This is a genomic window from Rhodospirillum rubrum ATCC 11170 (assembly GCF_000013085.1).
GTDB classification, from domain to species: Bacteria; Pseudomonadota; Alphaproteobacteria; order Rhodospirillales; family Rhodospirillaceae; genus Rhodospirillum; species Rhodospirillum rubrum.
Genome location: NC_007643.1, coordinates 1,537,437 through 1,560,650, shown reverse-complemented (window position 1 = coordinate 1,560,650; position 23,214 = coordinate 1,537,437). Strand labels below are relative to the sequence as shown.

19 protein-coding genes are annotated in these 23,214 nt (G+C 65.6%); 11 read left to right on the top strand and 8 right to left on the bottom strand.

All coding sequences use genetic code 11. The features are described 5' to 3' along the window. Window position 1 precedes the first annotated feature (1 nt). The 6 genes from RRU_RS06895 to RRU_RS06870 all read right to left on the bottom strand — a co-directional run bounded on the left by RRU_RS06895 (window position 2) and on the right by RRU_RS06870 (window position 8,051). Complete coding sequence (locus tag RRU_RS06895; RefSeq protein ID WP_011389076.1) at window positions 2-835, bottom strand: biotin--[acetyl-CoA-carboxylase] ligase; 834 nt, start codon at window positions 833-835, stop codon at window positions 2-4. Window positions 836-936: 101 nt separating this feature from the next. Continuing rightward, window positions 937-2,148: a Na+-transporting malonate decarboxylase, carboxybiotin decarboxylase subunit gene (gene madB / locus RRU_RS06890; RefSeq protein ID WP_011389075.1), complete on the bottom strand. Its 1,212-nt coding sequence runs from the start codon at window positions 2,146-2,148 to the stop codon at window positions 937-939. Window positions 2,149-2,339: 191 nt separating this feature from the next. After that, window positions 2,340-3,263, bottom strand: coding sequence for a triphosphoribosyl-dephospho-CoA synthase MdcB (mdcB, locus tag RRU_RS06885; RefSeq protein WP_011389074.1), 924 nt, complete (start codon window positions 3,261-3,263; stop codon window positions 2,340-2,342). 515 nt (window positions 3,264-3,778) lie between these two features. Continuing rightward, on the bottom strand, window positions 3,779-4,195 hold the full coding sequence (locus tag RRU_RS06880) for a HutP family protein (RefSeq protein ID WP_011389073.1): 417 nt from the start codon (window positions 4,193-4,195) through the stop codon (window positions 3,779-3,781). 485 nt (window positions 4,196-4,680) lie between these two features. Beyond that, on the bottom strand, window positions 4,681-6,306 hold the full coding sequence (locus RRU_RS06875; RefSeq protein WP_011389072.1) for an electron transfer flavoprotein-ubiquinone oxidoreductase: 1,626 nt from the start codon (window positions 6,304-6,306) through the stop codon (window positions 4,681-4,683). Between the two features lie 104 nt (window positions 6,307-6,410). After that, the gene (locus RRU_RS06870; protein WP_011389071.1) at window positions 6,411-8,051 is read right to left on the bottom strand and encodes a long-chain fatty acid--CoA ligase; all 1,641 of its coding nucleotides are present in this window, start codon (window positions 8,049-8,051) and stop codon (window positions 6,411-6,413) included. 316 nt (window positions 8,052-8,367) lie between these two features. On the opposite strand from RRU_RS06870, the gene RRU_RS06865 reads away from it, so the two are divergent. From RRU_RS06865 to RRU_RS06815, 11 genes are all read left to right on the top strand, one after another. Beyond that, window positions 8,368-8,667 carry an SCP2 sterol-binding domain-containing protein gene (locus RRU_RS06865; RefSeq protein WP_011389070.1) on the top strand — a complete coding sequence of 100 codons (300 nt, stop codon included), beginning with the start codon at window positions 8,368-8,370 and terminating at the stop codon, window positions 8,665-8,667. An 11-nt stretch (window positions 8,668-8,678) separates the two neighbouring features. Beyond that, the gene (locus tag RRU_RS06860; RefSeq protein ID WP_011389069.1) at window positions 8,679-9,338 is read left to right on the top strand and encodes a DUF6134 family protein; all 660 of its coding nucleotides are present in this window, start codon (window positions 8,679-8,681) and stop codon (window positions 9,336-9,338) included. Window positions 9,339-9,465: 127 nt separating this feature from the next. Continuing rightward, window positions 9,466-10,755, top strand: coding sequence for an OmpP1/FadL family transporter (locus RRU_RS06855; RefSeq protein ID WP_011389068.1), 1,290 nt, complete (start codon window positions 9,466-9,468; stop codon window positions 10,753-10,755). 88 nt (window positions 10,756-10,843) lie between these two features. Next, window positions 10,844-12,538 carry a long-chain-fatty-acid--CoA ligase gene (locus RRU_RS06850; RefSeq protein WP_011389067.1) on the top strand — a complete coding sequence of 565 codons (1,695 nt, stop codon included), beginning with the start codon at window positions 10,844-10,846 and terminating at the stop codon, window positions 12,536-12,538. Window positions 12,539-12,668: 130 nt separating this feature from the next. After that, window positions 12,669-13,067 (top strand): MerR family transcriptional regulator, encoded by a 399-nt coding sequence (locus RRU_RS06845; protein ID WP_011389066.1) that lies wholly within the window; start codon window positions 12,669-12,671, stop codon window positions 13,065-13,067. Window positions 13,068-13,119: 52 nt separating this feature from the next. Continuing rightward, the gene (locus RRU_RS06840) at window positions 13,120-14,262 is read left to right on the top strand and encodes a thiolase family protein (protein ID WP_011389065.1); all 1,143 of its coding nucleotides are present in this window, start codon (window positions 13,120-13,122) and stop codon (window positions 14,260-14,262) included. A 13-nt stretch (window positions 14,263-14,275) separates the two neighbouring features. Continuing rightward, window positions 14,276-16,600, top strand: coding sequence for a 3-hydroxyacyl-CoA dehydrogenase/enoyl-CoA hydratase family protein (locus RRU_RS06835; protein ID WP_011389064.1), 2,325 nt, complete (start codon window positions 14,276-14,278; stop codon window positions 16,598-16,600). 32 nt (window positions 16,601-16,632) lie between these two features. Then, the gene (locus RRU_RS06830) at window positions 16,633-18,423 is read left to right on the top strand and encodes an acyl-CoA dehydrogenase C-terminal domain-containing protein (protein ID WP_011389063.1); all 1,791 of its coding nucleotides are present in this window, start codon (window positions 16,633-16,635) and stop codon (window positions 18,421-18,423) included. A gap of 72 nt (window positions 18,424-18,495) precedes the next feature. Beyond that, the gene (locus tag RRU_RS06825) at window positions 18,496-19,044 is read left to right on the top strand and encodes a thioesterase family protein (RefSeq protein ID WP_014626149.1); all 549 of its coding nucleotides are present in this window, start codon (window positions 18,496-18,498) and stop codon (window positions 19,042-19,044) included. Beyond that, entirely contained in the window at window positions 19,041-19,874 is an 834-nt protein-coding gene (locus RRU_RS06820; RefSeq protein ID WP_011389061.1) for an SDR family oxidoreductase, read from the top strand. Before RRU_RS06825 ends, RRU_RS06820 begins: the two co-directional genes overlap by 4 nt. Window positions 19,875-19,893: 19 nt before the next feature. Next, window positions 19,894-20,190, top strand: a complete 297-nt coding sequence (locus tag RRU_RS06815) for an addiction module antidote protein (protein WP_011389060.1) — start codon at window positions 19,894-19,896, stop codon at window positions 20,188-20,190. Window positions 20,191-20,199: 9 nt separating this feature from the next. Here RRU_RS06815 and hutU read toward each other — a convergent pair whose 3' ends face one another. After that, entirely contained in the window at window positions 20,200-21,870 is a 1,671-nt protein-coding gene (gene hutU / locus RRU_RS06810; protein ID WP_011389059.1) for a urocanate hydratase, read from the bottom strand. Window positions 21,871-21,899: 29 nt separating this feature from the next. Continuing rightward, window positions 21,900-23,144 (bottom strand): imidazolonepropionase, encoded by a 1,245-nt coding sequence (hutI, locus tag RRU_RS06805; RefSeq protein WP_011389058.1) that lies wholly within the window; start codon window positions 23,142-23,144, stop codon window positions 21,900-21,902. Between the last annotated feature and the right edge of the window lie 70 nt (window positions 23,145-23,214).

The window sequence follows — 23,214 nt, the reverse complement described above, 5'->3', positions numbered from 1 at the left end:
TTTAGCCGGCGATAGCCGAAGAGAGACGCGTTTCTCCATAATGAAAGTGGTGAACTTCTCCGCTTTCATCGCGAATACTCAAACTTCCATCGATACCGAGATCCACCGCGACGCCATGGCAGCGCGTTCCTTCGGACTCGAGGGTGATGTCCTTGCCAAGGGTGCAGGAAAGGCGAACCCAGGCGTCGCGCACCGGGGCAAATCCCTCGCGCTCCCAAAGCTCGACCCAGGCTTCGAGATGGTCGAGCAAGACGGGGAGCACGGCGAACCGGTCGATCGCCCGTCCGCTTTCAATCGCCAACGATGTTCCAATCGCTTGCAGCGAGCCGGGGAAATCATCAACCGACAGCCCGGTATTCAGGCCGATGCCGGCGATCACGTGATGGACATCGCCATCGGCCGAGGAGAGCAGCTCGCAGAGAATGCCGCAGAGCTTGCGCCCATCGACCAACAGGTCATTGGGCCATTTGACCCGGGGCTGGACCCCGGTGGCCCGGGTGATCGCCTCGGCCACGGCCACGGCGATCACCAGGGTCAACTGGGGCACTTCCTCGATCGGACGCTTCGGGGAAAGCAGGATCGAGAGGCAGAGCCCCTCACCGGGCCGCGAGAACCACGGACGCTCGCCCTTGCCGCGACCGGCCACCTGGTGGTCGGCGACCACCACGGTTCCGGGGAGGGCGCCGTCTCTGGCAAGGCCGCCCATCAACCGGTTGGTCGAGTCCACCTCGGCGAGGTGGAAGACGGTCCGGCCGATGGTGCCTTGCCGCCGCTCGACCTTGGGGAGGCGAACAAGATCGGCGGCAGAGACGGGGGGAAACGGCAGAGCGGTCATCGGAGTGGTCCTATCGGCAGGAGACGGGAACCAGGGTAATCAGAGTGTCGAAAGGGGGAGCGTCCGGTGCCCGGGGGGAGAGAGACACCGGACGCTAGTCGTCAACCGCCGACCAGGCCGATCGTCGAGGCGAAGACGCCGACGGCAATGGCGGAGACGATGACGCCGCAGATCTGGGCACCCATGGCCAAAGGCATGATCATGGCGTAGGGGCTGGCTTCGAAGGCGATCTGCTGAGCGATCTTGGCGGTCGAGGGCATGCAAGAGACGCCGGCGATGCCAATGACGGGATTGAACTTGCCCTTGCTCCACCACCACATGAACCAGCCGCCGGCGATGCCACCCAGGCCGGAGATGGCAAGGGCCGTGATGCCGAGGACGAGGAGGATGGCGACGCGGGGATCAAGCAGGGTGGAGGCTTCGCACAGCACGCCGAGCACGAGGCCGAGGAACAGGGTGGCTCCGTAGGTGATGGTCTTCTCAAGCAGCTGCTGGTAGGGCTCGATCTCGGCTTCCTTGATGGCGACGCCCAGGAAGAACGACAAGATCAGCGGAGCGGCGACGGGCAGCAGGAAGCACAGCAGGCCGGCGGCGACGATGGTGAAGACGAACTTGGCTTCCTGGCTGACGTCGGGGAACTCGAATTCGACTTCCAGGCCACGGTATTTCTCGGGGATCAGCCACTTCACCAGGTAGGGGTAACCGGCGTAGCACAGCGACAGGTACAAATAGGCGATGATCGAGATCGGAACGAAGAGGTCCTTGGCCATCACCAGCGAGGCGAACAGCACCATCGGACCATCGGCGCCGCCGATCGACCCAACGGCCGCCGCCTGACCGGGGGTCAGACCACAGTAATAACCGATCACCAGCGTGGCGAAGGTGCCAAGCTCGGCGAACAGCGCCACCGTCATGCTGGCCCAGGGGCGCGCCAGGATGAACGAGATGTCGGCCATCGTGCCGATGCCCATGAACAGCAGGCAGGCGACCAGCGAGTTGGTGAAGGTGAAGTTGTAGACCGGCTGGAGGAAGTCGATCTGCAGGATATTGATCAGGCCTTCGGTGTCGGACACCATCGGCGCAATGATCAGGGTGCCGATCTGCCCGGCTTCAAGAAACATCACGCCGGCATTCACCGCCATCATGCCCAGACCCATCGGCACCATGATCAACGGCTCGAGAGTCCGCTTAAAACCCAGATAGGCGAGGAAGAAGCCAAGGCCCATCAACCCGAGGCGGGAGATGGCGATGACGGGCTCCTGGACGAAAAGCGTCCCGATGCCCGGAAAAACCGTAAGAATCTGGTCGAACATTTCTTGCTCTCTCGCGTTACTGGGCGTTCGAACGCTGGGACAGGAAGCGGGATAGGCTAACGATCACCCCCATCACCGCGTAAGCGATGACGGCGGTAATGAAGTAGCTAAACCCGGCGTAAACGATGATGTTCATGGGTTCCTCATGCGCTGCGGGTTTCGTCGGTCATCGGGGACCGATGCCGGCGAAATCAGTTTTTTCCTAGGGCAAGACTGCCGTTGAGAAGGCTATGGACCCCGACCGTTACGGCCAGCAGGTCGGCGGAACCGCCCGGACTAAGGTTGCGGGCGACGCAGTCGTGATCGAACCGATCGATGGCGGCGCGACCCGCCTCGCTCATCGCTCCCCCCAGGCACAGCACCCGGCGGGCTTCGGTTCGAATGAAATCAAGGGCTTGCGGACCACCGCGCCACAGAACCGTGGTGTCTTCGGTGACCGACATCAGCGAAATCAGGGTGTGAACAAGGGCCCAGTTGAGCGGGACGCCGGCGGCGAGCGCCGCTTTGAGGGCGGGCAGACCGGCCAGGGCGACGGTGGGGAAGCCGGTTTCGACTTCGCCGCGGATCCCCAGAATACCCAGGCTTTGATGCAGATGCTCACCGGCGGTGGCCGGAATGCGGACGGCCCTGGCGGCGAGTTCCCGGGCGCACAATCCCTTGGTCATCAGGGCGGCGGTGGAAAACAGGGCCTCGACACTGAACGGTGTTTGATCGCGGGCCAGCAAACCGGCGCTAGCGCAGAGGATGCCGGCCGAGAACAGCAGGCCGCGCTGGGTATTGATGCCGCCGGTGGCGGCCAGCAGGCGGGCTTCATACTCGCGGCCGATCTCGCGAACCAGCGGAAGAAGGGTCGCGGCCGGGCCGGAATGGCCGAAACCGGCTTCGGCGCATTGGTAAAAACACGGGGTGATGGCGGCCGAGGAGACCATGAAGGTCTGCAAGGTCATGTCGGCATGCGATCCATTGGACCGCGGGGTGACCAAACCCGGCTTGGGGTGGGTGGAAACTTCGAGAAGGGCGCCCGCGACAAAGGCGCTGCCGATCGTCCAGCAAATCGGATCGCGCCAGAGCCCTGGCTGACAATCGCGAACGGTGTCCCTCAATGCGGAGTCCATGAAACGCCTGCCCAAATCATGGCCGGCGGATCGCTGACACGCAGCATCGCCAGCCCGGGTCCCAAGGCGTCGCCCAGTCGCGAAAACCGCGTTGGACGCATCAAAGGACCGTCAGGGGGTCACCGTCACGAACAGCACAAGGATCACAGGGTGAAACGAGCGGGTTGAGCGTGGTCCGACAAAGAGAACGGCCACATGCCGCCCGTCCCGTCACTGCTCAAGATCACAAAAATCACATCCCCTTTTGGGGGTCGGCGGCTGGGAAACCCACATGGCCCCCGTCGCTTGGGGCGGATCATTTTCATGGTTTGCGCCCCGTGTCCATCCTTATTTTCGCCTTAATGCGGGATGGGTCGTCGAAAGGGGGCGAAGCGGTTTGAGTTTCAAGAATTTATCGCTCTTGGCTCCTATGGGGGAGGAAGAGAGGTCCAAACCACGACTTTTGGACCTCATCGCCCCACCCCTATGGCCTAATTTCCGCGAAAAATCTGTGGATATCAAGGCCCTGACCGGGCTCAGATATGCATGACGCCGAAGCCCATGCGCTCGTGATTGGTCTCGGGATGGAAAGCCGACTCGCCATGGGCGGCGACGGCGACCCATTTGCCGTCATTGACCACGGCGACCTTGAGCTTGAGGCTGGCCTCCGCCGCCACATCGGCGCTGATGCCCTTCAGGCATTCCAGACCGGCATGAATGACGCCGTGCAATTCGTTGTGCTGGTGGCGAATGACATGGCCTTGCAGGGCGCAGGCGACGATCGACTTGACGAAGCTTTTCGTTACATCGGTCCGCACGCCACTGACGAACGTAACGGCAAGTTTAATTTTGCTGTTTTCCGCAAGATAGGCCTTGAACTCCTCTTCTTCCTCGCGGGAGCTGATCGCGGCGATGATCGCGACCTTGCCGAGGCGATTGGGATTGATATCCATTGTGGGGGATCCTCTTGCACGGCAGCGGGGCGCCGGTGATAGCCCGATTGGACTGCCACGGACCGCCCCGAACAGGGTCGCGATATTCCTCCACTCCCTCCACCCTCGACAAGCCACAATCGTTGGGCCCGCAGCGGTAATCCTGGAGATGGGGCCGCAAATGAAACACTCGGACATTGGGCTTTTCCGCCGGACTGCGGCAAGGAAGGTTAAAGAAACACCTTCACCACCAAAAGTGGCACCCCCTCATCCTCTTTACCCCCCCTGCCCCGCCAAGGGGCAAGCCCCGCGCGATCCTTGGCATTTTACGGTAAATCGCGCGAAAAGCGCCGTCCCGGACGCCTTGGTCGAAGCGATCCCTTACCGGCGGTGATCGCGGGCTCCCCGGCCCACATCGCCCTCGGGCAGCCGAGAAGGGCGGTGGGAGAAGTTCGGGGCGGCTGACGACGATCGACAACGATATGGCCCCGGCTCCCCGCGTGGGCTCACATCGCCGAATAGGCCGGGCCGCCGCCGCCTTCGGGCACGGTCCAGACAATGTTCTGGGTGGGATCCTTGATGTCGCAGGTTTTGCAATGCAGGCAGTTCTGGGCGTTGATCTGCAGGCGCGGCTCGGCCGCGCCCTCGCGCACCACCTCATAGACGCCGGCCGGGCAATAGCGCTGCTCGGGGGCGTCGAAAACCGCCAGATTGGTGGCGATCGCCACCTCGGGGTCTTTCAGACGCAGGTGGCAGGGTTGGTCTTCGACGTGATTGGTGTTGGACAGATAGACCGAGGACAGGCGGTCGAAGGTCAGCACGCCATCGGGTTTGGCATAGTCGATGGGTCGGTGATCGGCCGCCTTGCCCAGGTGCAGGTGGTCGGCGCGGTTGCGCAGGGTCCAGGGCGCCTTGCCGCGCAGAACGACACTTTCCAGTCCCGCATAGGCGAAGCCGGCCCACCGCCCCCAGCGGAAGCTGGGCCGCACATTGCGCACGGCGTGCAATTCCTTGTGCAGCCAGCTGGCGGCGAAGGCCGGGGTGTAGCCCAAAGCCTCCACCCTGCCCTCATCCAAGGCCCGGACCACCGCCTCGGCCGCCAGCATTGCCGATTTCATCGCCGCATGGGTGCCCTTGATCTTGGGAACATTGAGGAAACCGGCGGTATCGCCGATCAGCGCCCCGCCGGGAAAGGTCAGTTGCGGCAGGGATTGCAGCCCGCCTTCCGAAAGCGCCCGCGCCCCATAGGCGATGCGCCGCCCGCCGCGCAGATGGTCGGCGATCGCCGGATGGGTCTTGTGACGCTGGAATTCCTCGAAGGGCGACAGATAGGGATTGGCGTAATCAAGGGCCACCACATAGCCGACCGCCACCTGATTGGTTCCCAGGTGATAGAGGAACGATCCGCCATAGGTATCGGACGGCAAGGGCCAACCGGCGGTGTGCAGGATCAATCCCGGCTGATGGTTCTCGGCCGGAATCTCCCACAGTTCCTTTAGGCCAAGGCCATAGGCCTGGGGATCGCAGGCGCGGCGCAGGGCGAAGCGATCGCCGAGTTGGGCGCTCAACGATCCCCGGCAGCCCTCGGCGAACAGGGTCTGGCGGGCGAGCAAGGCGACGCCGGGCGTATGGGCGGCGGTCGGCCGACCATCGCGGCCCACCCCCATGTCGCCGGTGGCCACGCCGCAGACGGCGCCGGTCCCGTCATAAAGCACCTCGGCGGCGGCGAAGCCGGGAAAGATCTCGACCCCCAAGGCCTCGGCCCGCGCCGCCAGCCAGCGGCAGAGCACCCCCAGGCTGACGATGTAATTGCCATGGTTGTTCATTTCGCGCGGCAAGGGCAGGCGAAAGGCCCGCCGTCGGGTTAACAGCAACAGGCGATCCTCGCGGGCCGGACAGTCGAAGGGCGCCTCGCCGCGCTCGGCGCTCTCGGCCCAATCGGGCAGCAATTCATCCAGGGCCCGGGGTTCGATCACCGCGCCCGACAGGATATGGGCGCCGATCTCCGCCCCCTTCTCGATCAAACAAACCGAGGTGTCGGGGCGCAATTGCTTCAGGCGAATGGCGCTGGCCAGCCCGGAGGGGCCGCCCCCCACCACCACCACGTCAAAGCTCATCGTCTCACGATCCATCGCCGTCTCCTCCCTTGTTCCAGGCCTTGTCGCCGGCCTTGCCCCGGGTTGGACCGGGGGAATTTTTAGAATTTCTGTCTAATATTTTTATCTAGAATGATATTCTATAGGGCTTGGGCGCTTTCCAGCCGCTCGGCGCCATAGACTTGGCGCAGCTCGCGCTTTTGAAGTTTGCCGGTCGCCGTATGGGGCAGGGTTTCCACGATCACCAAATCATCGGGGATCCACCATTTCGCCACCTTGCCCTCGAACCACGCCGCCATTTCGCCCGGGGTCAGCGTCGCGCCCTCGCGCAGGGCGACGATCAAGCGGGGACGCTCGCCCCAGCGCGCATCGGGGCGGGCGATGGCGGCGACCTCACGCACCGCCGGATGGCCGATGGCGATGTTTTCCAGGGCGATCGAACTGATCCATTCGCCACCCGATTTGATGACGTCCTTGGTGCGATCGACGATGTCCATGAAGCCGTCGGTGGTGATCGTCGCCACGTCACCGGTGGCGAACCAGCCATCGGCGGAAAAAGCGGTGCGGTCGGGATTGTTGAGATAGCCCGCGCAGATCCACGGGCCGCGCACCTCGAGCATGCCGCGCGTCACCCCATCCCAGGGCAAGGCCCGACCGGCATGGTCGACGATGCGCAACTCCGCCCCGAAGGCCGGCCGCCCCTGCTTGAGGCGCAGGCGCAGGGCCTCGTCCTCGCCCAGGTCACGGTGGCGCGCCGTCAAAACGCTGGCGACGCACAGCGGGCTGGTCTCGGTCATCCCCCAGGCGTGGATCGCCCGGGTTCCCAAGGCGGCGAACCGGCTCATCATGCTCTGCGGACAGGCCGCCCCGCCGATCACCACCCGGTCCAGCGGCGCCAATCCGCCGCCCTTGGCCTCGACGTGGCCGAGCAGCCCCTGCCAGACCGTCGGCACCCCGGCGGTGGCGGTCACCTGTTCGCCGCGAATCAGCTCGATCAGGCTGGCGCCATCAAGCCGTCCACCGGGCAGCACCAGCTTGGCCCCGACCATCGGCGCCGCATGGGGCATCCCCCAGGCGTTGACATGGAACATCGGCACCACCGGCATCACCGTATCCCGGGCCGACAGGGCGAAGACATCGGGCTGCACGGCGCTGAGCGCATGCAAGATGGTCGACCGGTGGGAATAGACGACCCCCTTGGGGTTGCCCGTGGTGCCCGAGGTGTAACAGATGCCCGCCGCGGCGTTTTCATCGAACGACGGCCAGTCGAAGGCGTCATCGGTCTGGGCGGCCAGTACCTCCTCGTAAGCCAGCAGGCGAACCCCGGCAAGCTCGGCCGCGGGGGCGTGATCGTCCATCACCACCACCGCTTCAAGGGCGGGAAGATCGGGCAAAATCCCCGCAAGCAAGCCGAGGAAGCCGGGATCGACGAACAAAAAGCGGTCGCCGGCGTCTTTGATGATAAAGGCGATCTGCTCGGCGAACAGCCGGGGATTGATGGTGTGGCAAACCATCCCCGCCCCCGGAACACCGTAATAGAGTTCCAGATGGCGGTTGCCGTTCCAAGCCAGGGTGCCGATGGCATCGCCGGGCGCCGCCCCCAGCTCGATCAGGGCCCGGGCCAGACGACGGGCCCGCGACGCGGTGTCGGCGTAGGTTTGGCGGTGCAGGGTTCCGTCGTCCCGGCGCGAAACCACCTCGGTTTCGCCATGGCAGCGCGCCGCGTGCTCGATCACGCCGGAGAGAAGAAGCGGCGTGGTCATCATCGTCGCGGATATCATCTATCGATCCTCCCAATTGTTTTTTCATCCCCGGTCGGGTTTTCCGCTCCGGGCGGCGGCGTCTTATCAAGGGAAAACCAAGGCGCCGGCTCCCAAGAATTCTCCGTAACGCCCGGTTGAAAACCACCATTAAGAGCAACACATAGCCCCTCGAATAGACCCTTAGTCGGATTATTCTCCCGCGTTTCGCACGTGCAGCGTGAAAAAGCAGCGTTGAGGTATGATATTTTTGTGGATGCCTCATGCGAAATACGCTTAATGTATACGACAACATGCAAGGTGGTAAAAGCCGCCGATACGCCAGGGAGGATAAAAATTGCGCGATGGGGAAATGACCGATCGCCTGACGGCCGACATCGATCGTCTCGACCGCCTGGGCGCCGTCGTCCGCTTCGATCTGGGGGCCGATGGCCAGCTGATCGTCGACGCCCGAACCGCTCCGGCCCGCCTGGGAGACGACGACCTCGATGCCGATTGCACCATCTCCCTGTCGGCGAACAATCTAGGCAAGCTGCTCGCGGGCACCCTTGATCCGATGCTCGCCTTCGCCATGGGACGGATCCGCGTCAGCGGCTCCAAGGGCGTCGCCATGAAACTCGTCGCGGCTTTGGAATAGGGGACATGGCGATGACCTCTGGTCCCCCGCGGCTTTTCGCCCCGTTGCTCGCCCTCGCCCTGGTCGTCCTCGCGCCCGGGTCCGGCCAGGCCGCCGATCCCTTGGCCAACCGCGCCCTCGTCTATGAGATCCGCGCCAACGACTCGCCGATCGGCCGCGAAACCGTGACCTTGCGCCGCCAGGGCGGGGAAACCCGCGTCGTCGTCGAGACGCTGAGCGACACCCGCATCCTCTTCGTCAGCGTCCATTACGACCACCACCGCGAGGAGCTGTGGCGCAATGGTGCTTTGGTCTCGGTTACGACGCGCACCAATGACGACGGCACCCGCCATAGCCTCAGCGTGGTTGATCAAGGCGGGGGCCGTCAGGTCACCGTTGACGGCAAGCCTGCGGATTTACCGACCGATGCCCTACCCCTGACGCTGTGGACCCGCGCCGTGGTCGCGGGGCGGCCGCTCTATAGCGTCATCGACGCCGAGCTTTACAGCGTCGCCAGTCAGGCCAAGGGCAAGGAGACGGTGGTGATCGCCGGCGCGGCCATTGACGCCGAGCGTTTTTCCCTCAAGGGCGATATCGACCGCGAGTTGTGGTACGACGGCGAGGGCCTTTTGCTCAGGGCGACGTTCAGCCGTCGGAGTTTTCCCATCGAATTCATACGTTTATCCCAATAACTCCGGGCAAAAGAACGCGGAGGTTGGGCCCTGCTTCCCAAGACGACGGGAGGGCTTGGGACAGAGTCCACAATCAGGCCGTTATCGGCTAAAGCAACAAAAGTCTGTGACAGGGAGGATAGCGTTGATGACCATTATTCGTACATCCGGGGCCGTCGCCGGTCTGTGTGGACTGGCCGTGGCCCTGAGCGGCGGCTCGGCCTGGGCTTCGGGTTTCCAGTTGAAGGAACAGAGCGCCGAGGGCCTGGGCAACGCCTTCGCCGGCGCCACCGCCAAGGCTTATGACCCGAGCACCGCCTTTTATAACCCCGCCGGCCTCACCCGCCTCAAGGGCACCCAAGCCGACAGCGTTTTGACCTATATCATGCCAAAGGCCCATTTCAGCGGCTCGGGCACCAACGCCCTGGGCGGTTCGACGGGCAGCATCGAAGGCGGCGACGCCGTGGCCGACGCGGCCGTGCCGTCATTCTATGGCGTATACAGCTATAACGACGACCTGAAGTTCGGCATCGCCGCCAATGTGCCCTTCGGCCTGCGCACCGATTACGACAAGAACTGGGCCGGGCGCTATCAGGCGATCGAATCCGATCTGCAGATCGTCACCCTGACGCCTTCGGTGGCCTATCGGGTGGTTGGCGATTCGTCGTTTGGCGATTTCTCGATCGGCGGTGGCCCGGTTGTGCAGTTCGCCTCGGTCAAGCTGACCAACGCCGTCAACAACTTCGGTCTGGTGGCCGGTGACGGTCGCGCCAAGGTCTCGGGCTCGGATATCGGCTACGGCTTCAATATCGGCGCTTTGTGGGAGCCGACCGAAACCACCCGCATCGGCGTCAACTACCGCTCGCGCGTCGAGCACAATTTCGATGGCGACGCCAAATACACCAATGTCGCCCGGCCTTTGGCCATCTCGCGCGGCCTCGTCAACAGCGGCGCCTCGGCCGATTTGACGACCCCGGATGTGGTCAGCATCGGCGCCTATCACGAATTCGATCCGCAATGGGCGGTCACGGCCGATGTCGCCTGGACCAACTGGTCGCTGTTTGACGAATTGAAGATCGAGAACGACAAGGGCGGGGTGATCACCCGCGTCGATGAAAGCTGGGAAGACACCATGTTCGTCGCCCTTGGCGGCATCTACAAGCCGGTCGAGGACGTCGCCCTGCGGATCGGCGTGGCCTATGACCAGGCCCCCGTCGGCAAGAAGCACCGCACCGCCCGCATCCCCGATACCAACCGCTATTGGCTGGCCGCCGGCGTGAGCTACGCGGTGACCGACAGCTTCAGTCTCGACGCCTCCTACGCCCACATCTTCGCCGATCGGGTCAGCATCAACGAAACCACCGCCCAGGGCAATCTGACGGGCACCTACGACAGCTCGATCGACATCCTGTCGGCCAGCGCGACGTTGCGTTTCTAAGCCATCAAAAAGGGACGCTTCCGTTGGCCCCCTCCAGCGGAAGCGCCGCTTTCCACCGCCAAACGCCGTCGCCAGCAGGGATATTTCGATGATGCATGACTCCCCGCTTCCGCCTTCCAGTCTCACGACGGCCCCGCGCCTGCCCCTGCCCAGCGGGCCGGTTTGCGCGATGCTCGATGCGATCATCGCCCGCTTTCCCGATAATCCGGCCATCGATTTCCTCGGCCGCAAATGGACCTACCGCGAGTTGGGCGAGCAGATCGACCGCGCCTGCGCCGGCTTCCAAAGCCTGGGGGTCGAACCCGGCACGCGGGTCGGCCTCTGTCTGCCCAATACGCCCTATTACATCATCTGTTACTACGGCGTGCTCAAGGCCGGCGGCATCGTCGTCAATTTCAACCCGCTTTACGTCGAGCGGGAATTGCGCGAACTGGTCGAGGATTCGGGAACCACGCTGATGGTCACCCTCGATCTCCGCCAGATCTACCCCAAGGTCGCCGCCCTGTTGGGTGATACGGCGCTCGAGCGCATTGTCGTCTGCTCGATGTCGGCGATCCTGCCTTCGGTGAAAAGCCTGCTCTTTAGCGTGCTCAAGCGCTCCGAACTGGCCGATGTCCCCACTGATCGGCGCCATATCGGCTTTGCCAAGCTGATCGCCACCAAAACCCCGCCGCGCCCCGTCGCCATCGACCCGGCCACCGCCGTCGCCGTCTTGCAATACACCGGCGGCACCACCGGCCTGCCCAAGGGCGCGATGCTGACCCATGCCAATGTCACGGGCAATCTCACCCAGATCCTCGGCTGGTTCCCCGAGGCGCGCTGGGGCGAGGAAAAGATGCTCGCCGTTTTGCCGTTCTTCCATGTCTTCGCCATGACCGTGGCGATGAACGTCGCCCTGGCGCTCGGCGCCGAGCTGATCTTGCTGCCGCGCTTCGATCTGGAAACCGTGCTCAAGACCATCGCCCGCAAAAAGCCGACGCTGTTCCCCGGGGTGCCGACCATTTACTCGGCGATCATCGGCGCCGTGGCGAAAACCCCTTACGACCTGTCGTCGCTGCGCTTTTGTCTGTCGGGCGGCGCGCCGCTGCCCATCGAGGTCAAAACCCGCTTCGAGGAGTTGACCGGCTGCACCCTGATCGAAGGCTACGGCCTGTCGGAAGCCTCGCCGGTGGTGTGCTGCAACCCGCTCGACGGCGCGATCAAGCCGGGCTCGATCGGTCAGCCGCTGCCCGGCACCACCGTCGAGATCCGTTCAGTCCTTGATCCGGCGCTGATCGTGCCGCGCGGCGAACGCGGCGAGATCTGCGTGCGCGGCCCCCAGGTGATGGCCGGCTATTGGCGCCGTCCCCAGGACACCGAGGACACCTTCATCGACGGCGCGCTGCGCACCGGCGACATCGGCTATATCGACGACGAGGGCTATGTCTTCCTCGTCGACCGCATCAAGGATGTCATCTTGTGCGGCGGCTACAACGTCTATCCCCGGATCATCGAGGAAGCGCTCTATCAGCACGAGGCGGTGGCCGAGGCGGTGGTCATCGGCCTGCCCGATGATTACCGCGGCGAGGCGCCCAAGGCCTTCGTCCGCCTGCGTGACGGTCACAGCGCCACCCCCGAAGACCTCAAGACCTATCTCGCCACCCAGATTTCGCGCATCGAAATGCCCAAGACCATCGAACTGCGCGACGACCTGCCGCGCACCATGGTTGGCAAGCTTTCCAAAAAAGCCTTGGTCGACGAGGAACGGGCCAAAGCCTTGGCCGGCGCAGACAAGGCCTCCTGAGTTTGTCGCGATGGGGGGGCCATCGCGATCTTTCCGCGCGCCTGAAGGGTAACGTTAGGGGCGCGATCACGCCCTTACCAGCTTCTCTGGCCCTTATCAGCTTCTCTGCAACGAAACGGCATTTATCGGCATGGACACTCTTTACTCGGTGACGGATCTGGGACGGAGCCTGGGGATCACCCCGCGCACCATTCGCTTCTACGAGGACAAGGGCCTGATTTCGCCCCGCCGCGTAGGAACGACCCGGGTTTACACGGCCAAGGACCGGGCGCGGATGACCCTGATTTTGCGCGGCAAAAGCCTGGGCTTCACCCTGCGCGACATCAAGGAGTTCCTTGACCTTTACGCCACCGACAAAACCCAGGTCGAACAGATCACCCTGCTGCTGGCCAAGGTGCGCCAGCGCGTCGCCCAACTCGAAGAGCAGCGCCAAGCGGTGGAAACCAGCTTGCGCGAACTCCGCGATATCGAGCGCCAGAGCCTCGAAGCCCTGAAAGCCAAGGGGGTCAACCCCCACCCACAGGGCTGACTCCGCGTGCTGGCAGCCTATGAACCCGTCCCAAGGGAGGAGACGACCCAAAATGACCCAGGTGGTACTCGCAAGCTACGTCCGGTCCCCCTTCACCCCGGCCCGCAAGGGCGCCCTGGCCCGGGTACGTCCCGATGATCTGGCCGCCCAGGTGATCAAGGCCCTGGTCGCGCGAACCGGGGTTGATCCGGCCACGATCGAGGATCTGATCCTCGGTTGCGCCTTTCCCGAGGGTGAGCAGGGTTTGAACGTCGCCCGGCTGATCGGGCTGATGGCCGGCCTGCCCCAATCGACCGCCGGGGTGACGGTCAACCGCTTCTGCGGCTCGTCGATGCAATCAATCCACATGGCCGCCGGCGCCATCGCCCTGGGGGCTGGCGAGGCCTTCGTCTGCGCCGGGGTCGAAAGCATGAGCCGGGTGCCGATGATGGGCTTCAATCCCTTGCCCAATCCGGCCTTCGCCAAGGCCATGCCCGGCGCCTATATGGGCATGGGCGATACGGCCGAAAACGTGGCCAAGCGCTGGAAGATCGATCGCAAGGCCCAGGAGGAGTTCGCCCTCCGCTCGCACCAGCGGGCCAAGACGGCCCAGGACGCCGGCCATCTGAGCGACGAGATCGTCGCCATCACCGATCCGCGCGGCGGCGCCAGCGTCGAGACCGATGGCTGCGTCCGCCCGGAAACCACCCTGGACGGACTGGCCGAGCTGAAGCCGGCCTTTTCGACCGAGGGCGTGGTGACGGCGGGAACCTCCTCGCCGCTGACCGATGGCGCCTCGGCGGTCTTCGTCTGCTCGCGCGAGTACGCCGATCGCCATGGCCTAACGCCGCTGGCCGCGCTCAAAAGCATCGCCGTCGCCGGCTGCGACCCGGAGATCATGGGCATCGGCCCGGTGGCGGCCTCGCGCAAGGCCCTGGAGCGGGCGGGGATCGACGCCGGCGCCCTTGATGTCATCGAATTGAACGAGGCCTTCGCCTCGCAGGCCCTGGCCTGCCTTGGCGAGCTCGGCCTGGACGCCGATAAGGTCAATATCGACGGCGGCGCCATCGCCCTTGGCCATCCGCTGGGCGCCACGGGGGCGCGCATCGTCGGCAAGGCGGCGTCCTTGCTCAAGCGTCAGGGTGGGCGCTACGCGCTAGCCACCCAGTGCATCGGCGGTGGCCAGGGTATCGCCACCATCCTCGAAGCGGTCTGACAGGGAGCGTGAGATGAGCGAAATCGCCAAAGTCGCCGTGATCGGCGCCGGGGTCATGGGGGCAGGAATCGCCGCCCATGTGGCCAATGCCGGGCTACCCGTGCTGTTGCTCGACATCGTCGCCAAGGACAGCGAAGACCGCAGCGCCATCGCCGCCAAGGCGATCGAGCGCCTGCAAAAAAGCGAGCCCTCCGCCTTCATGGGCAAGGCGGCGGCCAAGCGGGTGACGCCGGGCAATATCGAAGACGATCTTGATAAGCTGGCCGATTGCGATTGGATCGTCGAGGCCATCTTGGAGCGCGCCGATCTCAAGCAGGATCTTTACCGGCGGGTCGAGGCCGTGCGCAAGGACGGCTCGGTGGTGTCATCCAACACCTCGACCATTCCACTCTCGACCCTGACCGAGGGCCTGGGCGACCGCTTCGCCGAGGATTTCCTGGTCACCCACTTCTTCAACCCGCCGCGCTACATGCGCCTGCTTGAAGTGGTGGCCGGCGCCCAGACCAAGCCCGAGGTGGTGGAGACCATCAGCCGCTTCGCCGACCATCGCCTGGGCAAGGGCGTGGTCGCCTGTAAGGACCGCCCGGGCTTCATCGCCAACCGCTTGGGCGTTTACTGGCTGCAGGCCGCCGTCGCCGAGGCCTTTGATCATAATCTCTCGATCGAAGAGGCCGACGCCGTGATCGGCCGGCCGATGGGCATTCCCAAGACCGGGGTCTTCGGGCTGCTCGATCTGGTCGGCCTCGACCTGATGCCCCATGTCAACGCCAGCCTCGCCGCCGCCCTGCCCAAGGACGATCCCTTCCAGGCCTATAACCGGCCGCTGGCGGTCGTCGATAAGATGATCGCCGAAGGCTATACCGGGCGCAAAGGCAAGGGCGGCTTCTATCGCATCACCCGCGCCAAGGGCGGCAAGGTCAAGGAAGCCATCGACCTGCACAGCGGCGAATGGCGGCCCGAACGCCCGGCCGATCCCGAGGCCATCCGCGTCGCCGGCCGCGACCTGCGCGCCCTGCTCGATCACGACAGCCCCGTCGGCCGCTATGCCCGCGCCGTGCTGACCCGTACGCTGAGCTATGCCGCCCTGCTGGTTGGCGACGCCGCCGATGATCCGGCGGCGATCGATGACGCCATGCGCCTGGGCTACAATTGGAAGCAGGGGCCGTTCGAGTTGATCGACCGCCTGGGCGCGGATTGGCTGGCGGCGGCGCTGACCGCCCAAGGCGACCCGGTTCCCCCCTATCTGGCCCAGGCCGCCGGCCGCAAGGTGTACAAGGTGACCGAGGGGCACCGCGAGATCTTGCAGCCCGATGGCGCCTACCGCAGCCATCTGCGCCCCGACGGCGTGCTGCTGCTCGAAGACATCAAGCTGGTGTCCAAGCCGCTGCTGAAGAACGGCTCGGCGGCGCTGTGGGACATCGGCGACGGCGTGGCCTGCTTCGAGTTCACCTCGAAGATGAACGCGCTTGATCCCGATATCCTTGGCTTGCTCGCCAAATCGCTGAAGCTGGTGGCCCGCCAGTTCAAGGCCCTGGTCATCTATAACGAGGGCGGCGCCTTTTCCGCCGGCGCCAACCTTGGGCTCGCCCTGTTCGCCGCCAATATCGCCGCCTGGAGCGAGATCGAAACCCTGGTCGCCGAGGGTCAGAAGACCTATCGGGCGCTGCGCGAAGCCCCCTTCCCCGTCGTCGGCGCCCCCTCGGGTCTGGCTTTGGGCGGCGGCTGCGAGATCCTGCTCCATTGCGACGCCGTCCAGGCCCATGCGGAAAGCTATATCGGTCTGGTCGAGGTCGGCGTCGGGCTGGTTCCGGCCTGGGGCGGCTGCACGGAAATGCTCCACCGCTGGTCGACCCTCGGCCAATTGCCCAAGGGGCCGATGCCGGCGCTTTCCAAAGTGTTCGAGACCGTGAGCACGGCGACCGTCGCCAAATCGGCGGCCGAGGCCAAGGAGCTTTTGTTCCTGCGCGAGGGCGACGGCATCACCATGAACCGCGACCGCCTGCTGGCCGACGCCAAGGCCAAGGCCCTGGCCCTGGTCGAGGGCTACGCCCCGCCGCCCAGGCGGGAATTCACCCTGCCCGGCGCCGCCGCCAAGACCGGCCTCGACATGGCGGTCGCCAGCGTCCAGCGCCAGGGCAAGGCCACCCCCTATGACGGCGTGGTCTGCGGCGCCTTGGCCGATATTCTTTCGGGCGGCGATACCGACATCACCGTGACGCTGACGGAAGACGCTCTGCTCGAGCTTGAGCGCACGCACTTCATGGCCTTGGCCCGGCGGCCGGAAACCCTGGCCCGCATCGAGACCATGCTGCTCACCGGCAAGCCCTTGCGCAACTAGCATCCCGTCCCGATCCAAGAAGGAGAAATCCCATGGCCGGATACAAGGCTCCCCTGCGCGACATGCGCTATGTGCTTTACGACTTGTTCGATGGCGCGTCGCTGACCACCCTTCCCGGGTACGAGGAGTTCACCGCCGATCTGATCGATCCGGTGCTCGAAGAAGCCGCCAAGATTTGCGAAGACGTCCTCCAGCCGCTCAACCGCCCCGGCGACGAGGAGGGCTGCGTTCTGGAAAACGGCGTCGTCCGTACCCCCAAGGGCTTCCCCGAGGCTTACCGGACCTTCCGCGAGGGCGGCTGGACCTCGATCACCTGCGATCCCGCCCACGGCGGCCAGGGCCTGCCCCAGGTGGTCAACACCTTCATCGAAGAGATGATCTGCGCCGCCAATCTGTCGTTTGGCATGTATCCCGGGCTGTCGCATGGCGCCTATGTGGCGCTCAAGCAGTTCGGCACCGAAGATCAGAAGGCCCGTTATCTGCCGGCCCTGGTCGATGGCACCTGGACGGGCACCATGTGCCTGACCGAACCCCAGTGCGGAACCGACCTGGGGCTGTTGCGCACCAAGGCGGTGCCCGATGGCGAGGGCGGCTATAAGATCACCGGCACCAAGATCTTCATCTCGGCGGGCGATCACGACCTGACCGAGAATATCCTGCATCTGGTGCTGGCCCGCCTGCCCGACGCCCCCAAGGGCATCAAGGGCATCAGCCTGTTCCTGGTGCCCAAGGTCCTGGTTACCGAGGAAGGCGCCCTTGGCGACCGCAACGCCGTGACCTGCGGCGCCCTCGAACACAAGATGGGGATCAAGGCGTCGTCGACCTGCGTGCTCAATTTCGACGAGGCGACGGGCTGGCTGATCGGCGAGCCGCATAAGGGCATGCGGGCGATGTTCGCCATGATGAACACCGCCCGCCTGGGCGTCGGCGTTCAGGGTCTGGGGCTGGCCGAGGCGTCTTATCAGGGCGCCGTGGCCTATGCCCGCGACCGCCTGCAGGGCCGCTCGCCCAGCGGCGTCAAGGCGCCCGACAAGCCCGCCGATCCGCTGATCGTCCATCCCGACGTGCGGCGGATGCTGCTCACCCAGCGCGCCATCGTCGAAGGCGGACGGGCCCTGGCCGCCTGGGTCGGTCTGGCCCTTGATCGCCAGCACCACGCCGGCGATCCCGCCACCCGCGCCGAGGCCGGCGAATTCGTCGCCCTGATGACCCCGGTGGTCAAGGCGCTGCTCACCGATCTGGGCAGCGAGGCGACCAATCTGGGCGTTCAGGTCTTTGGCGGCCATGGCTACATCCGCGAGCACGGCATGGAGCAATATATCCGCGACTGCCGGATCACCCAGATCTACGAGGGCACCAACGGCATCCAGGCCCTGGATCTGGTGGGGCGCAAATTGCCCGAGAACGCCGGGCGCAACCTGCGGCGCTTCTTCCATCCGGTCGCCGATTACATCGAGGCCCGCCTTGATGACGACACCCTGGCCGAATTCGTCGGACCGCTGGCCAAGACCTTCGTCCGCCTCCAGCAGGCCACGGCCCAGGTGGCGCGCGTCGGTATGACCAAACCCGCCGAAGCCGCCGCCGCCGCCACCGATTACCAGCGCCTGCTTGGCTTTACCGCGCTGGCCTATCTTTGGGCGCGCATGGCCGAGCTATCGCTGCCCAAGGCCGGCACCGCCGAGGATAACGACGCCTTCCACAGCGCCAAGGTGGCGACGGCCCGCGTGTTCATGGAACGCCTGCTGCCCCAGACCAGCGGCCTGTTCGCCACCATCATGGCCGGCGGCCGCAGCCTGGAGGCCTTCCCCGACGCCGCCTTCTGATCCCCCGCCCCCTTAAGGTCCGGGCCTCCTCGCCGGCCCGGACCCCCCCTCCCCGCTTCGAGAAAAAAGCCGATGAACCTGTGGCTGAGACTCATCAAGGTGCTGTTGATGTCGTTCTGGCGGCCCCGGCTTGGGTTGCTCGACGCTTCGGTCTTGTCTTTCGCCGTGCTGCCCACCGACCTCGACTTCAACCGCCATATGACCAATGCCCGCTATCTCAGCCTGATGGACCTGGGCCGGCTTGACCTGATCTTGCGTTCGGGGATGTGGCGTTTGGTGCTGCGCCAGTCTCTTCAGCCGGTGATCGGCGGGGCCTTGGTGCGCTTCCGCCATGCCCTGCGCCCCTTTCAGCCCTTTCGCCTGACCACCCGGGTTCTCGCCTGGGACGCGCGCTGGCTGTTCATCGAACACCGGGTGGAAACCCTTGATGGCAAGCCGGCCTGCACCGCCGTCGTCCGCGCCGCCTTCGTCGCCTCGACCGGCATGCTGCCGACCGCCGATCTGCTGACCCGCCTGGGCTATGGCGGCGCGGCCCCCGACGTCCCGGCCTGGATCGCGCCGTGGCTTCAGGCCGACCTCGCCTGCCAGCCCGCCTCCCCGCCTTTGGAGAACCCCCTATGACCGATCCGTCGCCTTCACTTGCCGGCAAGACCCTGTTCATTTCGGGGGCCAGCCGGGGCATCGGCAAGGCCATCGCCCTGCGCGCCGCCCAAGATGGCGCCAATATCGCCATCATCGCCAAGACCAGCGACCCCAACCCCAAACTGCCCGGCACCATCCACAGCGCGGCGACCGAGATCGAAGCCGCCGGCGGCAAGGCCCTGGCCCTGGCCGTGGATATCCGCGACGAGGCGGCGATCGCCGATGCCGTCGCCCGCACCCTGGAAACCTTCGGCGGCATCGATATCGTCATCAACAACGCCAGCGCCATCAGCCTGTCGACCACCGCCGAAACGCCGATGAAGCGCTTCGATCTGATGGTCGGCATCAACACGCGCGGCACCTTCGCCGTCACCCAGGCCTGCCTGCCGGCCCTGCGCAAGGCGGCCAATCCCCATATCCTGACGCTGTCGCCGCCGCCCTCGCTCGATCCCCGCTGGTTCGGCCCCCATGTCGCCTATACGATCAGCAAGATGGGGATGAGCCTCTGCGTGCTCGGCTGGGCCGAGGAATTCCGCGAGGCCGGCATCGCCGCCAACGCCCTGTGGCCGCGCACGGTGATCGATACCGCCGCCTTGCGCATGCTGGGCGGCGCGGTCAAGCCGGAGTTCTGCCGCAAGCCCGAGATCGTCGCCGACGCCGCCCACGCCATCCTGACCCGTGACGCCCGCGCCTGCACCGGCCACTTTTTCCTCGATGACGAGGTTCTGGCCGAAGAGGGCATCACCGACCTGACCGCCTACGCCGTCTCCCCCGGCCACCCTCTGCTCCCCGATCTGTTCTTGGAGTGAGGCGAAAAAGGATCCGCCCATGACGCTTCCCACCGCGCCCTTCGATGGGGCCGACTATCTGAGCGATACCGAAACCATCGCGCATTATCTGACGGCCGCCCTGGAAGATCCCGATCCCGATGTTTTCCTTTTGGCGATGGGCGATGCCGTCCGGGCGCGCGGGGTCAAGGACTTGGCCCAGGACAGCGGTCTCGGGCGCGAAAACCTGTCCAAGGCCTTCGCGCCCGGCGCCAAGCCGCGCTTTGAAACCGTGCTCAAGGTCGCCCGGGCGCTTGGCGCCCCCCTCGAAGCCCGCCCGCTCCCTCCCCCTCGTTGACCAGCCTCCTTACCCCAAGAACGGCAGGTCCAGACCTTTTTCCCGGGCGCAGGCGATGGCGTCGTCGTAGCCGGCGTCGGCGTGGCGCATGACGCCGGTGGCCGGGTCGTTCCACAGCACGCGGCCGATGCGCCGCGCCGCGTCCTCGCTGCCGTCGCAGACGATGACCATGCCCGCATGCTGGGAAAAGCCCATGCCGACGCCGCCGCCGTGGTGCAGGCTGACCCAAGTGGCGCCGCCGGCGGTATTGAGCAGGGCGTTGAGCAACGGCCAGTCCGACACGGCGTCGGAGCCGTCGCGCATCGCCTCGGTCTCGCGGTTGGGGCTGGCGACAGAGCCGCTGTCAAGGTGGTCGCGGCCGATGACCACCGGCGCCTTTAATTCACCGCTCGCCACCATGGCGTTGAAGGCCAGCCCCAGGCGATGGCGATCGCCCAGGCCGACCCAGCAGATGCGCGAGGGCAGTCCCTGGAAGTGGATACGCTCGCGCGCCATGTCGAGCCAGGTGTGCAGATGGGGATCATCGGGGATCAGCTCCTTCACCTTGGCGTCGGTGCGATAGATATCCTCGGGATCGCCCGACAGCGCCGCCCAGCGGAAGGGACCGATGCCCCGGCAAAACAGCGGCCGGATATAGGCCGGCACGAAGCCGGGGAAGGCGAAGGCGTCGCTCACCCCTTCCTCAAGCGCCCTTTGGCGGATGTTGTTGCCGTAATCGACGGTGGGAATGCCCTGGGCGTGGAAGGCCAGCATGGCGCGCACCTGGGTCGCCATCGACGCCTTGGCCGCGGCGATCACCTCGGCCGGCGCGCGCTCGCGCCCCCGCTCCCAACGCTCCAGGCTCCACCCGGCGGGCAGATAGCCGTTCAGCGGGTCGTGGGCCGAGGTCTGGTCGGTCACCAGATCGGGGCGGACGCCACGCTTGACCAGCTCGGGAAACACCTCGGCGGCATTGCCGAGCAGGCCGACGGAAACCGGCTTGGCCCCCGGAGCGCCGGCCTCGGCGATCCAGGCCAGGGCTTGATCAAGATCGGCGGTCTGGCGATCAAGATAGCCCGTGCGCAGCCGCGCCTCGATGCGACTGGGCTGGCACTCCACCGCCAGCATCGACGCCCCGGCCATGGTGGCGGCCAGCGGCTGGGCGCCGCCCATACCGCCCAAGCCGCCGGTCAGGATCCAGCGTCCGGCCAAAGACCCACCGTAATGGCGCCGCCCGGCTTCGACGAAGGTCTCATAGGTGCCCTGAACGATGCCCTGGCTGCCGATATAGATCCACGACCCGGCGGTCATCTGGCCGTACATCATCAGCCCGGCGCGGTCGAGGGCGTGAAAGGTCTCCCAGGTCGCCCAATGGGGCACCAGATTGGAATTGGCGATCAGCACGCGCGGGGCGTCGCGGTGGGTTTTGAACACGCCCACCGCCTTGCCCGATTGGACCAACAGGGTTTCATCGTCTTCCAGGCGCTTGAGCGCGGCGACGATCTGGTCATAGCATTGCCAATTGCGCGCCGCCCGGCCGATGCCGCCATAAACCACCAATTCTTCCGGCTTTTCAGCCACCTCGGGGTCGAGGTTGTTCATCAACATGCGCAAAGGGGCTTCCGACAGCCAGCTTTTGCAAGTGATCTCGGGGCCACGGGGGGCGCGCACCACGCGCTGATTGTCGAGACGATCGGACATGGCGAAGGCTCAGCTCCTTGGGGTGAGGATCAAAAGGGGGCGCGCGGCGGCCGTGGTTCGCCGGCCCGCACCACGGCATGACAGGGGTTGAGCCCCAGCGCATAGGCCAGTTCAGCGGGATGGCCGATATCCCACAGGGCGAAATCGGCGCGCAAACCGGGGGCCAGCACGCCGCGATCGCTTAAGCCCAGCGCCTTGGCGCCATTGCGGGTCAGCCCGGCCAGGGCCTCCTCGGGGGTCAGGCGGAAGAGCACGCAGGCCATGTTGAGCATGAGCAGCGGCGAGGTGACGGGCGAGGTGCCGGGGTTGCAATCGGTGGCGATGGCGATCGCCACGCCGAAGCGGCGCAGGGCGTCGACCGGCGGCCTTTGGGTTTCGCGCAGCATATGAAAGGCGCCGGGCAGCAGCACCGCCACCGTTCCCGCCGCCGCCAGGGCCCGCACCCCGGCCTCGTCGAGGTATTCGACATGATCGGCCGACAGCGCGCCAAAGCCCGCCGCCAGCGCCGCCCCGCCCAGCAGGCCAAGCTGTTCGGCATGGACCTTGACCGGCAGGCCCAAGCCCCGCGCCGCTTCAAAAACCCGGGTGGCCTGGGCAAGGGAAAAGGCGATGGTCTCGCAAAAGACATCGACGGCGTCGACCAGCCCCTCGGCCGCCAGGGCGGGCAGCATCGACGCGCAGAGGTGATCGATATAGCCATTGCCATCCCCGGAAAATTCCGGCGGCAGGGCATGGGCGCCAAGAAAGGTCGTCACCACATCAACGGGGCGCCGCCGACCCAGCGCGCGGGCGGCCTGCAACAGGCGCCGTTCGCTTTCAATCGTCAGCCCATAGCCCGATTTGATCTCGAGCGTCGTCACCCCTTCGGCCAGCAGGGCGTCAAGCCGGGGCAAGGCGCTGGCGATCAGTTGGTCAAGGCTGGCGGCCCGCGTCGCGCCGACGGTGGAGACGATGCCGCCGCCGGCGCGGGCGATCTCCTCATAGCTGGCGCCTTGCAGCCGAAGCTCGAACTCACGGGCGCGGCTGCCGGCGTAAACAAGGTGGGTATGGCAATCGATCAGTCCCGGAGTGACCCAGCGCCCCCCCAAATCGTGAAGGCTGGCGGCCCGATCCTCGGCGCCCGGGGGCAGATCGGCGCGGCGGCCGACGAAAACCAGGCGCCCGTCGGCCACGGCGATGGCGCCATCCTCGATCGCGCCATAGGCCGCCCCGCCTGCGGCCATGGTGGCCAGCGAGCCGTTGAGCCACAGGCTGTCCCAGGGTGCTTGCGCCATCGCGTCCCCGCTCCGATCAGAGCCCGCGAAGGCTCGGTTTTTCAGGCTTTCGGCAGGTTGCCTAATCTTG

Bases quoted from the DNA above. Each gene is read 5' to 3' on its own strand.
- RRU_RS06895 (WP_011389076.1), bottom strand. From the start codon at position 835: ATGACCGCTCTGCCGTTTCCCCCCGTCTCTGCCGCCGATCTTGTTCGC.
- madB (WP_011389075.1), bottom strand. From the start codon at position 2,148: ATGTTCGACCAGATTCTTACGGTTTTTCCGGGCATCGGGACGCTTTTC.
- mdcB (WP_011389074.1), bottom strand. From the start codon at position 3,263: ATGGACTCCGCATTGAGGGACACCGTTCGCGATTGTCAGCCAGGGCTC.
- RRU_RS06880 (WP_011389073.1), bottom strand. From the start codon at position 4,195: ATGGATATCAATCCCAATCGCCTCGGCAAGGTCGCGATCATCGCCGCG.
- RRU_RS06875 (WP_011389072.1), bottom strand. From the start codon at position 6,306: ATGGATCGTGAGACGATGAGCTTTGACGTGGTGGTGGTGGGGGGCGGC.
- RRU_RS06870 (WP_011389071.1), bottom strand. From the start codon at position 8,051: ATGATATCCGCGACGATGATGACCACGCCGCTTCTTCTCTCCGGCGTG.
- RRU_RS06860 (WP_011389069.1), top strand. From the start codon at position 8,679: ATGACCTCTGGTCCCCCGCGGCTTTTCGCCCCGTTGCTCGCCCTCGCC.
- RRU_RS06855 (WP_011389068.1), top strand. From the start codon at position 9,466: ATGACCATTATTCGTACATCCGGGGCCGTCGCCGGTCTGTGTGGACTG.
- RRU_RS06850 (WP_011389067.1), top strand. From the start codon at position 10,844: ATGATGCATGACTCCCCGCTTCCGCCTTCCAGTCTCACGACGGCCCCG.
- RRU_RS06845 (WP_011389066.1), top strand. From the start codon at position 12,669: ATGGACACTCTTTACTCGGTGACGGATCTGGGACGGAGCCTGGGGATC.
- RRU_RS06840 (WP_011389065.1), top strand. From the start codon at position 13,120: ATGACCCAGGTGGTACTCGCAAGCTACGTCCGGTCCCCCTTCACCCCG.
- RRU_RS06835 (WP_011389064.1), top strand. From the start codon at position 14,276: ATGAGCGAAATCGCCAAAGTCGCCGTGATCGGCGCCGGGGTCATGGGG.
- RRU_RS06830 (WP_011389063.1), top strand. From the start codon at position 16,633: ATGGCCGGATACAAGGCTCCCCTGCGCGACATGCGCTATGTGCTTTAC.
- RRU_RS06825 (WP_014626149.1), top strand. From the start codon at position 18,496: ATGAACCTGTGGCTGAGACTCATCAAGGTGCTGTTGATGTCGTTCTGG.
- RRU_RS06820 (WP_011389061.1), top strand. From the start codon at position 19,041: ATGACCGATCCGTCGCCTTCACTTGCCGGCAAGACCCTGTTCATTTCG.
- RRU_RS06815 (WP_011389060.1), top strand. From the start codon at position 19,894: ATGACGCTTCCCACCGCGCCCTTCGATGGGGCCGACTATCTGAGCGAT.
- hutU (WP_011389059.1), bottom strand. From the start codon at position 21,870: ATGTCCGATCGTCTCGACAATCAGCGCGTGGTGCGCGCCCCCCGTGGC.
- hutI (WP_011389058.1), bottom strand. From the start codon at position 23,144: ATGGCGCAAGCACCCTGGGACAGCCTGTGGCTCAACGGCTCGCTGGCC.